The sequence below is a fragment of the Bacillus sp. LSHTCR4 genome (assembly GCF_057197025.1).
Genome location: NZ_JBXUNO010000002.1, coordinates 947,928 through 961,200, shown reverse-complemented (window position 1 = coordinate 961,200; position 13,273 = coordinate 947,928). Strand labels below are relative to the sequence as shown.

Sequence of the window (13,273 nt, the reverse complement as noted above, 5' to 3'; positions counted from 1 at the left end):
TCCTCCTCTTATTGGAGTGGCTCTTTCTCCATTACGCTTGAAATAGTAGGAATAACTTCTTTCGCTACCATTTCTCTCGTTTGACGAATCGCACTAAATATCGATTGGTCATTAGAAGAACCGTGAGCCTTAATGACAGGAGCTTTCAATCCAAATAACGCCGCTCCTCCATACTCCGAATAATCCATTTTATCTTTTAATACCATAAGTTTTGGTTTTAATACCGCCGCTGCTAATTTGCTCGTAAACGAACTCATTAACTGCTCTTTTAACATAGAGAATAATGCAAGTGCTGTTCCTTCTAAAGATTTTAGCGCTACATTACCTGTAAAACCGTCACATACAACAACATCTGCTACACCTTGTAACAAGTCTCTTGATTCAACGTTTCCAACAAAATTAATTGGCGCATCTTTAAGCATTGCAAAGACTTGTTTTGAAAGCTCGTTCCCTTTGCCATCCTCTGTTCCAACATTTAAAAGTCCAACGCGAGGATTTTTAATTCCTCTTACTTTCTCAGCGTATACAGATCCCATTACTGCATATTGATATAAATGAATTGGTTTTGCATCAACGTTTGCTCCAACATCTAACATAACAAAACCTTCTCCATCAACAGTTGGCATTGTAGGGGATAAAGCTGGTCGCTCAATTCCTTCCATACGACCTACAACAAACAATCCAGCCGCCATTAAAGCACCTGTACTACCAGCTGATATACAAGCATCCGCTACGCCATCTCTTACTTGTTGTGCCGCAAGTACCATTGAAGCTTGTTTTTTTCGACGAACCGCTCTTACTGGTTCATCTGTCGATTCGATTTTTTCGTCTGTATGAAGTATAGTAATTCGCTCTTCACTCGTTAAGTATTGACGAATTTCCTCTTCTTTCCCTACTAACGTAATATGTAAATCAGAATATTCCTTAATAGCTTTCATTGCTCCTAGTACGACAGCCTTTGGAGCATGATCGCCGCCCATTGCATCTATTGCGATTTTCATAAGTTGTTACCTTCCTCACTATAATTACTAGATCGATACATTTCAAAAGTGCCTGTAAAAACAAGTTCTTCTCCAACGAAGCTACGCACTTTGACAACCGTCCGCCCTTTGTCATTCTCTACATCTTCCACGCGCGCTTTTGCAACAACACGCTCTCCTAATTTTACAGGACGAATGTATCGAATGGTAGACTTTGCAGTTAAAGCTAATTCTTCATCAATAACCGCAACAGCTAGTGAGTTTGCTTGTGCAAACAAATGATGCCCACGGGCAATTTGATTTCTTTTAAATACGTGTTCTACCTTCACTTCAAAGATAGAAATCGCATGTCTATCTAATTCTATATCAATAATTTCTCCGACAACCTCTTCTAACGGTAAAGATTTCACATCTTCTTCATGTTGCTTTGTAGCTACATGTTTAATTCTTTCTCTTAATTCAGGAATAGATAATTCCATACGATCGAGACGTACGGTTTGTATACTCACTTGAAATTTCTCTGCTAAATCTTCATCCGTAATAAAAGGATTCGTTTCTATAGTTTGTTGTAATAATTCTTGTCTTTCTTTTTTACTTCTTCTTTTTTTCATACCGCACCATCCATTTTTATGACTAGGTACTAACAGTAGTATATAATCATTAAAAGTAGAATGCAACAAAAACTTTTGTTGCCTCCCTTTAATCGAGCTTCTCTCCCTGGAACACACCTGTCCCATCAAGATACGTACGCAACGACGCATATTGATCATTATGCCAAAATGCTTCTGAATCTACTAGTAACGCCGCATCTTGTCTAGCTGTTTCTAGCGCCCGATAATCATGTACCATATCAGCAACCTTGAATTCTGGTAAACCACTTTGCTTACTCCCAAAGAAATCTCCAGGACCTCTTAACTCTAAATCTTTTTCCGACAATACAAATCCATCATTCGTTTCGGTCATAATACGCATTCGTTCTTTTCCCGTTTCCGATTTTGGATCCGCGATTAATAAACAATACGATTGTTCACTACCACGCCCAACACGTCCTCTTAGCTGATGAAGCTGTGATAAACCGAAACGCTCTGCATCATAAATAACCATTACAGTCGCATTCGGTACGTTCACACCTACTTCAACAACTGTTGTCGATACAAGAATTTGCACTTTATTTTCACTAAATTGTCCCATTATCTCTTCTTTTTCTTGAGATGATAATCTTCCATGCATTAATCCAACTTGACATTTCCCCTGATAATGATGAGTCAGCATGCTATGTAAGTCGATTGCATTTTGTACATCAAGTTTCTCAGATTCTTCAATAAGGGGACAAATAACATATGCTTGTCTTCCTTTTTTTATCTCTTTCTCTACAAAACCGAGAACACGATCTAACATGTCATGTTTTGCCCAATATGTTTCAATTACCTTTCTACCAGCCGGCATCTCATCGATTATAGAAACATCCATCTCTCCAAATGCAGTAATTGCTAACGTACGTGGAATCGGGGTCGCTGTCATAAATAATACGTCTGGACTCTCGCCTTTCTCACGTAAAACTCGGCGCTGGGCTACACCAAATCGATGTTGTTCATCAGTAATAACGAGACCTAACCTATGAAAGATAACTTCATCTTGAATTAAAGCATGTGTTCCAACAAGGATATCTATTTCTCCTTGTTCTAATTTTGCCAAAATCTCTCGGCGTCTCACACCTTTAACTGAACTTGTTAACAATTCAACCTTCATACCAAAGTGCGAGAACGTCTCTGCGAGCGATTGATAATGTTGTTCTGCTAAAATTTCTGTTGGAACCATTAAAGCACCTTGATAATGCGCTAATTTTGCTGCATAAAGACCAATTGCAGCAACCACCGTTTTACCAGAACCTACATCACCTTGCAACAGACGATTCATTCGATAAGGAGATGTCATATCTTTCATAATTTCATCCACAACTCGGCGTTGCGCACCAGTTAACGGAAACGGAAGAGCATCGATAAACTCTTGCAATTCTTCTGAAGGAATTTCTTTTTTCGTCCCTTTCGAATTTTCCCTCTCCATTTTCCGTAACGTTTGCATTTTTAACTGAAATAAGAAAAACTCCTCATATACAAAACGGCGACGCGCTTGCTTCAAATCTTCCTGACCTGTTGGAAAATGCAACGCCCGAAGCGCTTCATAACGCGGCAATAATTTATATCGACTTAGCAATCCATCAGGTAACACTTCAACTATAGAGTCTCCATACTCTTTTAACGCTTGTGCAATAAAACGGCGCATCTGTTTTACTGTAAGTTTCCCTTTCACTGAGTACACAGGCTCTACTTCTTGTTGACGTACAACCGGTCCAAAATGAAGTTCTGATACCGCAATCGTTTGACGATGCTGATCCCATTTACCAGTAATCGTTACCGTTTCATCTAAATTTAACTTCTGCTTATAGTACGGCCTATTAAAACATACAGCTGTAATTAAATAACGACCTACGAGGACACGAACCGTAAGACGCGACTTCTTCTTCCCATAATATTGCAGTAAAGGAGCACTATGAACTTTCCCCTCTACTGTTACACGTTCATCATGCTTTACTTCAGCAAGATCTTTCATCGCATAGTCTTCATAACGGTACGGAAAATGTTCTAATAGATGAGAAACTGTATAAATTCCCATCTCGTGTAGTAATTCAGATGTTTCTCCTCCGATTCCCTTTACATCCGTAACAGGAACTTGTACAACTTCATTCAAGATTCTCACGCTCCGTCACATTATTTTTTTGATTCATTATCCATTAACATGATTGACATCTGTAATCGCTCTCTTTCACCCTATATATTCTATCATAGGCATTCTAAGAGAAACTACTCAAATCCCTCATAAGCAACACGAAAGAAAAGAGCCTCACTATTAGCAGCAAGGCTCTTTTTTATCTTCAATATGCTAGCCTTTTGAATAAAAACTAGTAATAAACTTCATATTACTACTTATTATCCATTAGCAAGTAAGTAATCCATTTATTTTCAAAACGAATTTTTTCTTATTCTACAGAGAAGATGAAAGAATACACCGGTTGGTTTCCAGCATGTACTTCTACTTCTGCGTCTTCAAAATTCTCTTCTACAAATTCAACTAATTCAGCTACTTCTTCGTCAGTTGCATCTTCACCTTGTAGAATCGTTACGATTTCAGAATCTTCATCAATTAGTGCTTCTAGTAATTGCTTCGCAGCCCCTACTTTTTCAGCATTTGTTGATACGATTTTTCCATCTGCGATACACATGAAATCATTTTTTTGAATTGCCACACCATCAATTTCCGTATCACGTACAGCATACGTAATTTGACCTGTTTTCACATGAGATAAAGCTTCTTTCATGTTTTCTTCATTTTCTTCTAGCGTTCCAACTGGATTAAATGCTAACATTGCAGCCATACCTTGAGGAACTGTTTTTGAACGAACTACAATCACTTCTTGATCCACAACTGACGCTGCTTGTTCTGCTGCCATTACAATATTCCCGTTGTTCGGTAAAATAATGATTTTTTCAGCGTTTGCTTCTTCAATCGCCTTCACGATATCCTCTGTACTCGGATTCATCGTTTGGCCACCTTCGATAACTTTCGTCGCGCCAATGCTTTCAAATAAAGTTTTAATACCAGATCCCATAGCTACAGTTACGATACCGTACGGTTGTTTCTCTTTAGATTGGCTAGTTGGCTCAGGCATCATAGCAGGCTCATCTAATAAAGCAGTATGCTGTTCACGCATATTCTCTACTTTAATCTTGATTAAACTACCGTAACGTTGTCCGTAGTTCATAGCGTCTCCAGGATGCTCTGCATGAATATGAACTTTTACAATTTCATCATCAGATACAACTAGTAGTGAATCACCATACACACTAATATCTTCACGGAATTTTTGTTCAGAGAAATTATGTTCTTTCACTTTATCAGCTTCTAATTTCACCATGAACTCCGTACAATATCCATACTTAATATCTTCTGTACTCAATTGGCTTTGTACACTACGGTGATGTTCTGCGCGTACCATCTCATTCATAGATGGTTGGGCAGGTGCATCAGAAGAAATTGTTTCTCCTTTTAAGTCAGCTAAAAACCCTTCGTATACTACTACAAGACCTTTACCACCGCTATCTACAACGCCAACTTGTTTTAATACAGGTAATAAATCTGGCGTACGATTTAACGATGCGTTTGCTTCTTTCACAACGTCTTCCATAAACAAAACAAAGTCGCGCTGTTTTTTCGCAACTGTTACTGCATATTTACCCGTTTCTCTTGCAACCGTTAAAATCGTTCCTTCAATCGGTTTCATAACCGCTTTGTAAGCCGCCTCTACTCCAGCTTCTAAAGCTGCAGCAAAATCAACTGTTGTTAATTCTTCTTTTTGTTCAATGGATTTCGAGAAACCACGGAACAACTGAGATAAAATAACTCCAGAGTTACCACGAGCTCCCATTAATAATCCTTTGGCTAAACTTACGCCGACTTTACCAGCATGTTGTGAAGGATTTGCTTTCACTTCACGTGCGCCTGAAGTCATAGATAAGTTCATGTTTGTACCGGTATCGCCATCTGGAACTGGAAATACGTTTAATGCATCAACAAGCTGAACATTATTTGTTAAATTATTTGCTCCTTGAATGATCATTTGTGATAAACGTTTTCCATCAATTTTTTGAATTGACACAGATTTTCCTCCTTAATGCACATTACAAGTTTATTACTTTAACTCCTTGTACGTAGATATTTACAGAATCTACTGCTAGTCCTACAGTTTGATCTAATGTATATTTCACTTTCGTCTGCACGTTATGTGCTACTTCTGAAATTTTCGTACCATAGCTCACAATAATATACATATCAATATGTACTTCATCTTCATCTTTACGAACAATAACACCTCTAGTGAAGTTTTCTTTTCGTAAAATGTCTGTTAATCCATCTTTTAACTGATTTTTTGATGCCATACCTACGATACCGTAGCAATCTACCGCGGCACCTCCAGCAATTGTTGCAATTACATCTGTACTAATATCAATTTGACCGTACTTCGTTTTAATTTCAATTGACATCTCGTTTTCCCCCTTCATAAATGGTGAAAGTGAGTTAGACTACTTTAGTTACTATCATATAATCTTTTTAAAGAAAATTCCATCGTTCTTTCTTTTTCACTCTCATATTTTATGTTGAAAACTACACTGTTTTATGATGAGCAAAATAGTCCATTGTTATTATACAACATGTATCACTATAATATGTCAAGCAATTTTTCTTGATTTCGACTTTTCTTTATTGACATATAGTGTCAAGTAATTTTTCTTGATTTCTTTTTTCTACAGTGTTGCATTCTCTTTTTAGTTGTGTTAAATTATAGTAGTGTTTTTAGCATCGCATAAAAGACTAACATTGAAAAATTACGTATGGTAAGGTATCAAGGGAGGGAAATATAAATGGCTCGTGTTTGTGCTATTACTGGAAGAAAAGCTCGTTCTGGTAACTCTCGTTCTCACGCAATGAACGCTACAAAACGTAAGTGGGGCGCTAACCTTCAAAAAGTTCGCGTACGCATCGACGGAAAAGTTCAACGTGTTTACGTTTCTGCTAGAGCATTAAAATCTGGCAAAATCGAACGTGTTTAATAATAAAAAAAAGAGCCGCTAGGCTCTTTTTTTACTATACCAATGGAAAAAGCACCGGTAATAGGTGCTTTTTTTAATCTTTTTTGAAGGTATTTAACATGGCACGAACAATTCCACCAAGAAATTTAGGTAACTTAATTGTATAAAATCTCATGGTTTCCCTCCTAATCCCCATTACTCCACTTGTTCAATATATGATGTAAGGAGCAAAATTGTTTCTTTAATCAGTGCTTCTTATCACCATTAATATGCCAGAAGTAAATGAAAAAGTACCTTTTTCCTCAACGAGTTCATTACTAATACAAAGTGTTGATCCCCATTCTATTGTTTTATTAGTTAGAGGATATTTAAAACCAAGTAATGTAATCCCTTCCACTATTTCAGTAACAGGCACAAAAGATACATAAGGGAAAGTTTTATTTTCTTCAATTATATGTGTACCCACTTTTTTTACACTTATTTCATTTTTATTGTCTACAATACACATTTCTATTCCTACTTCTAATCCTTTTAAAAGCATCTGTATATTCGCTAGACCATGATCAAGTCTTCCGCCAGTAGCACCAAAAATACGAATGAGTGCCGGCTTTTGTTCTAACGCCCAGTTAATCGCAATTTCTAAATCTGTTTGATCTTTTTCACGAGGAACAATATGTAAATCATTTGTTTGTTGCCCCATCCATACTAATTCCTCTTCCGTAACCGAGTCATAATCTCCAAACGCAACAGCAGGAGTAATACCTCTTTTTAATAAACGATATACTCCTCTATCAACTGCCGCCCACACTACTTTCTCATTTTCATATCGAGAAAAATCTGCACAATATTCCGCAGGTCCTCCCGCTAAAATATGAATAATCATGTTTCCTTCCCCTTCTATTGTAAAAAGGCAATCTGCCATTCGGTAGATTGCCTTTTTACATATTTTTTCTCTATCCTTTATAAATAGTGAAAACTTACTACACTAGAAGATTCACTGGGATAAAGACTCGTTCATTCATTATCCACGAATGACACGAATTGCTTCACCGCGGTCTTTTTGATTGTATACCGCTGACCCAGCTACAAGTACATTTGCTCCTGCTTCCACACAAAGCCTTGCTGTTTCAGGGTTTACACCACCATCAACTTCGATTTCTACTTCTAGATTGCGCTCTTTAACCATTTCTGCAACTTGTTTAATTTTCGGTAATACAGAATGGATAAATTTCTGTCCACCAAATCCAGGGTTTACTGTCATAAGTAATACCATATCAATATCTTCTAATACATGCTCAATCATTGAAACTGGCGTATGCGGATTTAATACAACTCCTGCTTTAATGCCATGAGATTTAATTAACTGAATTGTACGATGTAAATGAGGGCACGCCTCTACATGAACAGTAATAATATCCGCTCCCGCTTTTGCGAAAGTCGGGATATAGTTATCAGGATTTTCAATCATTAAATGTACATCTAACGGTAATGACGTAATCGGACGAATTGCTTCCACAATTAATGGTCCAATCGTAATATTTGGTACGAAATGTCCATCCATTACATCGACGTGAATGTAATCCGCTCCACCTTTTTCTACATCTTTAATCTCTTCCCCTAATTTTGAAAAATCTGCTGATAAGATTGATGGTGCAATTTTAATCATAACTAATACCTCGGCTTTCTCTCTCTAATTTCTTCTACGAATTGTTTGTAATTCTTATAACGATATTCTGTAATCTTCCCCTCTTCAACCGCAGCCTTCACAGCACATTTCGGTTCAGAAAGATGTGTACACCCTCTAAATTTACAGTATTGGCTCGCTTCTTTCAACTCTGGAAAACAATATGTAAGATCTTCTACCTCTATCTCTATGAAATCGAGTGAACTAAAACCAGGTGTATCTGCAACTAGTCCGCTTCCAATCGCAATTAATTCTACGTGTCTTGTCGTATGTTTCCCGCGTCCTAAATGTGAGGAAATATCATTCGTTTTCAGTTCTAATTCTGGACGTAAGACGTTAAGCATAGAAGATTTTCCAACACCAGATTGCCCCGCAACAACGGAAACACAACCTTCTAAGAATGGTTTTAAAATGTCAATACTTTCCGATGTATTTATAGAAGTAAATAATACATCATATCCCATCTCACGATAGTCATTTGCATAAGATTCAACAGTCTCTCTCATTTTTTCATCCACTAAATCCATCTTACTAATGCAAATAATCGGTTTAATGTTATGATATTCAATCAGCACTAAAAATCGATCTAACAGTCCCGGATTAAAATCTGGTTCTACTGCAGAAAAAACGAGTATTGCTTGATCAACATTAGCAATAGGAGGCCTAACAAGTTCATTTTTTCGATCAAATACTTCAAGCACGTATCCTTCACTTGGATTATCAGCCTGAAAGACAACGTGGTCTCCTACCAATGGTGTAATTTTATTTTTTCTAAACACACCACGCCCGCGACATTGTGTAATCCCTTCTTCATGCTGCACATAATAAAATCCACTTAGAGCTTTTACAATTTTTCCTTCTGGCATATAATTCTCCTTTATTCTGTATAAAGTGAAGCTGTAATTCATATTGAATGGATTATCATTCTTTAAATAAAGATTTCAAAACCCGTCATATATACAAGTTAATAAGTTTAATCTACCATTAAATTTAAAATATTATTTATAACAGTATCACTTTTATAGCTTTTTGAATCATATATTTTTGCCTGTTATACAGTCCACTATATGTAGACAGCATAACAGGCAAGAGTAATACATTCCATTCTCTCTAAAAAGAAAATGGAATTCATTATTATTGAGTTGGATATGGTACTTCTTTGTCAATAATCGTTACACCATCTCGTACAATTTTATAGTGTCCTTTTGTACCTTCTTGAATTACAAATTCTAATGAAATAGTTGCCGACTCTGAAATTGTTCTAGTTTCAATTGGTCTATCCATTTTTTGTTGCATATCTTCTTTATAAATCTCTATCGTTTGCGGTTTTTTCTCACCTATTATAGAAGACTCATACGGAATAGAAATATTATCCACTTTCACGGTTTTCGTTACTTTCGGCTTAGGGCCCTCTGAGATGATAATCGTCACTTTATCTCCTTCTTTTAACGCCGTTCCCGGTTTTGGAGATTGCGAAATTACAAGTCCTTTATCAACAGTATCGGAATACTCTCGTTTTATATCTGGAGTTAGTTTCCTCTCATTCAAATAACCATTGACACTATTTTCAGTCCATCCTGAAAAGTCACCTGGTCTAATTTGATAAGGACCTTTACTTACCCAAATTTTCAAGTCTTGTTCCGCCTCTACTACCATTTGATCTGGCGTCGGAATTTGCTCAACGATTTCACCTTTTGGTCTATCATTTTCAATATAATTTATTGTAACTTGTTTATATTTTCCTTCTAATTCAGACCTTATGCTCTCAAAATCTTTCCCTGTAAGATCACTCATCTTACTTTTCTTTTTTCCACCTGATTGATAGATAGTAATTTTAGAGTTTTCTTTCACGACTCTTCCTGCCACAGGGTCTGTTTTTATGACATCACCGGTTTCAACATCATCTGTATATACAATATTAGGTTCCGTAACCTCAAAACCCTTTTCAACTAATGTATTTACTGCTGTCGTATATTTCATACCAGACACATCAGGGACTTTTACATCTTTTGGAATAAAGAATCCTGGAATAACAGTAAGCGCTAACGTTATTCCGATTGCTAAAAGTAAAAATGTTGTAATTAAAATCTTAAGCCATTTATTACTTCGTTTTTGCTTCTTATTTAAATTAGTTTCTTCTTTTCTTGTCTGTTCATCCACTTTACTTCCTTTTAAAACAATTGTTTCATCAGTAACATTTTCGAATAATTGTTCTTGTTGAATAATCGGAATCGCTTTTGTCGCTTCCATATCTTCCGGTATGTAAAATGGCTGCTCATTTATCCTCTCTGGATATAGCGCAGTTTCAATATCTCGTTTCATCGCATTGGCAGATTGATATCGATGAAACGGATCTTTCGCAGTTGCCTTTAATATAATATTTTCGACACTTTGCGGAATATTTTCATTCCATCTTTTTGGAGACGGAATTTCACTTTGTAAATGTTTTAAAGCTATAGCAACAGCAGATTCACCAGAAAATGGTTGTCTTCCTGTTAACAACTCAAACATAACAATCCCTAGGGAATAAATATCTGATTGTTTATTTGCTATCCCGCCGCGTGCTTGTTCTGGCGATAAGTAATGCACCGAACCAAGTACTGAATTTGTATGTGTAATTGTTGTTGCACTTGTAGCTGTCGCAATTCCAAAATCTGTTACTTTTATTACTCCATCAGCTCGAATTAAAATATTGTGCGGTTTAATATCACGGTGCACAATTTCAAAATGATGGGCGTGTGCCATGGCGGATGTTAACTGCTCCATAATATCAAGAGCTTCTCCTATCGATAACATCCCTCGCTCAATTATGTATTGCTTCAATGTTTGTCCTGGTACATACTCCATTACAAGATAATATATACCATCTTCTTCTCCGACATCATACATATTCACAATATTTGGATGCGACAACGTTGTAACAGACTGCGCTTCTCGATGGAAACGTTTAATAAACTCTTCGTTATTTGAATAGTCGAGTCGTAATATTTTTACCGCTACATCCCGGCCCAGTATATCATCGTGAGCTAAATATACATTGGCCATTCCACCGCCACCAATCATTTTCAGCAGCTTATAACGGTCATTTAAGCGTTTTCCAATCAGCACGTTGCACTTCACCTACTTTCGTTTGTCGAACCCGCATAATCAATCAGAACAAGGGTAATATTATCTTCCCCACCACGATCATTCGCCAATTGAATGAGACGTTGCCCCTTAGTTTCTAGCTGTTCATTTAACTGTAAAATTTGTTGCATATCAGCAATAGAAACTTTGTTAGATAATCCATCAGAGCAAAGAAGTAACTGATCATCTTCCTCTAGCACCAACGTTTTAACATCTAATCCGACTTTCTCTTCTGTTCCTAATGCCCTTAACAAAACATTCTTTTTCGGGTGATATTCTGCGTCTTCTTTTGAAATTTCACCATGTCTCACAAGTTCATTTACAAGTGAGTGATCTTCCGTTACAAGCGAGATTTCTCCCTCTGATACCATATAACAACGACTATCCCCTATATGACCTATTGTCACAAAGCTCGGCGTACAAATTGCTATTATAAGTGTTGTTCCCATGCCATTACATTCTACATGTTGCTTAGAGTACTCATATATACGCTCATTAATAATCCCAACACTAGTATGTAACCACTCTTCTACTTTTTTTGGCTCATTCATATTATGCGTTTGCTTCCAATAATCATGGAATAATTGAATGGTCATCGAGCTAGCTACATCACCAGCTCGATGACCTCCCATTCCATCTGCTACTACCGCTAAAATATTTCCATCTAAATTGTGAAAAACTCCTGCACTATCTTCATTATGTTGACGAACTTTTCCTTTATCTGATAGAAACACGGCTTTCATCTCGTCACCTCGTCTCTTCTTTGCGCTCCTTCGCACGCAACTGACCGCAGGCTGCATCAATATCATGACCTTGTTCACGGCGAATCGTTACATTTACTCCACGATCTTTTAACGTTTTTTCAAACAAGAAAATTTGTTCACGTGGCGTACGTACATAATCACGTTCAGGTACGTAGTTTACCGGAATTAAGTTCACATGACATTTTACACCTTTTAAGAGCGCAGCAAGTTCTTCAGCGTGCTCAACTTGGTCATTTTCTCCTCCAAATAGTCCATATTCAAAAGTAATACGACGCCCTGTTCTATTTACATAGTATTTAATAGCTTCCATCAAATCCGGTAGCTTATAAGCACGGTTAATCGGCATTAATTTTGAACGTAATTCTGAGTTTGGAGCATGCAGTGAAATCGCAAAATTAATTTGTAAGTCTTCTTCAGCGAACTTATAAATTTTCGGGATAATTCCACTTGTCGAAACTGTCATATGTCTCGCACCAATATGAAGTCCTTTTTCATGGTTAATGATGCGTAAGAATCCCATTAAATTATCGTAGTTATCAAATGGTTCTCCAATTCCCATAACGACAAGAGAACTTACACGTTCTTCTGATTCATCAAGTGCACGTTGCACTTCTACTACTTGCGCTACAATTTCTCCAGCTTCTAAGTTTCGCTTTAAACCGCCAAGCGTTGAAGCACAGAACGTACATCCAATACGACAACCTACTTGCGTTGTTACACAAATGGAATTTCCATATTCATGTCGCATTAATACCGTTTCAATAGAATATCCATCGTATAATTGGAATAAGAATTTAATTGTTCCATCCGAAGACGTTTGTTTTACTAACGTATTTAAAGTAGTAATATCAAAGGAATTCGACAATTTTTCACGCAATCCTTTAGAAAGGTTTGACATATCCTCATAATTTTTTACACGTTTTTTATATAACCAATCAAAAATTTGTCCAGCACGGAACTTTGGTTCTCCTTGCTCCTTTAACCAATCTTGCATTTCATGAAGTTGTAAAGAGTAAATTGATGGTTTTTTCGTTTCTAAATTTTTCTTTTGTTTTCTCACAGTCGTTTCCACGA

Annotated in this window: 13 protein-coding genes; 1 reads left to right on the top strand and 12 read right to left on the bottom strand. The window is 36.8% G+C overall.

The annotated features are described in order from the left end of the window. Positions 1-8 precede the first annotated feature (8 nt). From plsX to AC2CGR_RS18790, 5 genes are all read right to left on the bottom strand, one after another. Entirely contained in the window at positions 9-1,001 is a 993-nt protein-coding gene (plsX, locus tag AC2CGR_RS18810) for a phosphate acyltransferase PlsX (protein WP_131100667.1), read from the bottom strand. Then, the gene (gene fapR / locus AC2CGR_RS18805; RefSeq protein ID WP_000747352.1) at positions 998-1,591 is read right to left on the bottom strand and encodes a transcription factor FapR; all 594 of its coding nucleotides are present in this window, start codon (positions 1,589-1,591) and stop codon (positions 998-1,000) included. Before fapR ends, plsX begins: the two co-directional genes overlap by 4 nt. An 88-nt stretch (positions 1,592-1,679) precedes the next feature. Next, positions 1,680-3,728: an ATP-dependent DNA helicase RecG gene (gene recG, locus AC2CGR_RS18800; RefSeq protein WP_001006883.1), complete on the bottom strand. Its 2,049-nt coding sequence runs from the start codon at positions 3,726-3,728 to the stop codon at positions 1,680-1,682. A 289-nt stretch (positions 3,729-4,017) separates the two neighbouring features. After that, complete coding sequence (locus tag AC2CGR_RS18795) at positions 4,018-5,694, bottom strand: DAK2 domain-containing protein (RefSeq protein WP_087966335.1); 1,677 nt, start codon at positions 5,692-5,694, stop codon at positions 4,018-4,020. 22 nt (positions 5,695-5,716) lie between these two features. After that, a complete protein-coding gene (locus AC2CGR_RS18790; RefSeq protein ID WP_000021109.1) occupies positions 5,717-6,079 on the bottom strand; it encodes an Asp23/Gls24 family envelope stress response protein in 363 nt (120 codons plus the stop codon). A 378-nt stretch (positions 6,080-6,457) separates the two neighbouring features. On the opposite strand from AC2CGR_RS18790, the gene rpmB reads away from it, so the two are divergent. After that, positions 6,458-6,646 (top strand): 50S ribosomal protein L28, encoded by a 189-nt coding sequence (gene rpmB, locus AC2CGR_RS18785; RefSeq protein ID WP_000124776.1) that lies wholly within the window; start codon positions 6,458-6,460, stop codon positions 6,644-6,646. A 73-nt stretch (positions 6,647-6,719) separates the two neighbouring features. On the opposite strand, the gene spoVM is transcribed toward rpmB, so the two are convergent. From spoVM to rlmN, 7 genes are all read right to left on the bottom strand, one after another. Continuing rightward, positions 6,720-6,800 carry a stage V sporulation protein SpoVM gene (gene spoVM / locus AC2CGR_RS18780; protein ID WP_001213599.1) on the bottom strand — a complete coding sequence of 27 codons (81 nt, stop codon included), beginning with the start codon at positions 6,798-6,800 and terminating at the stop codon, positions 6,720-6,722. Positions 6,801-6,866: 66 nt separating this feature from the next. Next, positions 6,867-7,547, bottom strand: coding sequence for a thiamine diphosphokinase (locus AC2CGR_RS18775; RefSeq protein WP_002022157.1), 681 nt, complete (start codon positions 7,545-7,547; stop codon positions 6,867-6,869). Positions 7,548-7,646: 99 nt separating this feature from the next. Continuing rightward, the gene (gene rpe / locus AC2CGR_RS18770; RefSeq protein ID WP_001978961.1) at positions 7,647-8,291 is read right to left on the bottom strand and encodes a ribulose-phosphate 3-epimerase; all 645 of its coding nucleotides are present in this window, start codon (positions 8,289-8,291) and stop codon (positions 7,647-7,649) included. A 2-nt stretch (positions 8,292-8,293) separates the two neighbouring features. Further along, the gene (rsgA, locus tag AC2CGR_RS18765; protein ID WP_131100669.1) at positions 8,294-9,175 is read right to left on the bottom strand and encodes a ribosome small subunit-dependent GTPase A; all 882 of its coding nucleotides are present in this window, start codon (positions 9,173-9,175) and stop codon (positions 8,294-8,296) included. Between the two features lie 268 nt (positions 9,176-9,443). Continuing rightward, entirely contained in the window at positions 9,444-11,417 is a 1,974-nt protein-coding gene (gene prkC, locus AC2CGR_RS18760; RefSeq protein WP_131100671.1) for a serine/threonine protein kinase PrkC, read from the bottom strand. Positions 11,418-11,425: 8 nt separating this feature from the next. After that, the gene (locus AC2CGR_RS18755; RefSeq protein WP_000648697.1) at positions 11,426-12,178 is read right to left on the bottom strand and encodes a Stp1/IreP family PP2C-type Ser/Thr phosphatase; all 753 of its coding nucleotides are present in this window, start codon (positions 12,176-12,178) and stop codon (positions 11,426-11,428) included. A gap of 4 nt (positions 12,179-12,182) precedes the next feature. Then, positions 12,183-13,271, bottom strand: coding sequence for a dual-specificity RNA methyltransferase RlmN (gene rlmN / locus AC2CGR_RS18750; RefSeq protein ID WP_000450543.1), 1,089 nt, complete (start codon positions 13,269-13,271; stop codon positions 12,183-12,185). Positions 13,272-13,273: the final 2 nt, after the last annotated feature.

Bases quoted from the DNA above. Each gene is read 5' to 3' on its own strand.
- plsX (WP_131100667.1), bottom strand. From the start codon at position 1,001: ATGAAAATCGCAATAGATGCAATGGGCGGCGATCATGCTCCAAAGGCT.
- fapR (WP_000747352.1), bottom strand. From the start codon at position 1,591: ATGAAAAAAAGAAGAAGTAAAAAAGAAAGACAAGAATTATTACAACAA.
- AC2CGR_RS18790 (WP_000021109.1), bottom strand. From the start codon at position 6,079: ATGTCAATTGAAATTAAAACGAAGTACGGTCAAATTGATATTAGTACA.
- rpmB (WP_000124776.1), top strand. From the start codon at position 6,458: ATGGCTCGTGTTTGTGCTATTACTGGAAGAAAAGCTCGTTCTGGTAAC.
- spoVM (WP_001213599.1), bottom strand. From the start codon at position 6,800: ATGAGATTTTATACAATTAAGTTACCTAAATTTCTTGGTGGAATTGTT.
- AC2CGR_RS18775 (WP_002022157.1), bottom strand. From the start codon at position 7,547: ATGGCAGATTGCCTTTTTACAATAGAAGGGGAAGGAAACATGATTATT.
- rpe (WP_001978961.1), bottom strand. From the start codon at position 8,291: ATGATTAAAATTGCACCATCAATCTTATCAGCAGATTTTTCAAAATTA.
- rsgA (WP_131100669.1), bottom strand. From the start codon at position 9,175: ATGCCAGAAGGAAAAATTGTAAAAGCTCTAAGTGGATTTTATTATGTG.
- AC2CGR_RS18755 (WP_000648697.1), bottom strand. From the start codon at position 12,178: ATGAAAGCCGTGTTTCTATCAGATAAAGGAAAAGTTCGTCAACATAAT.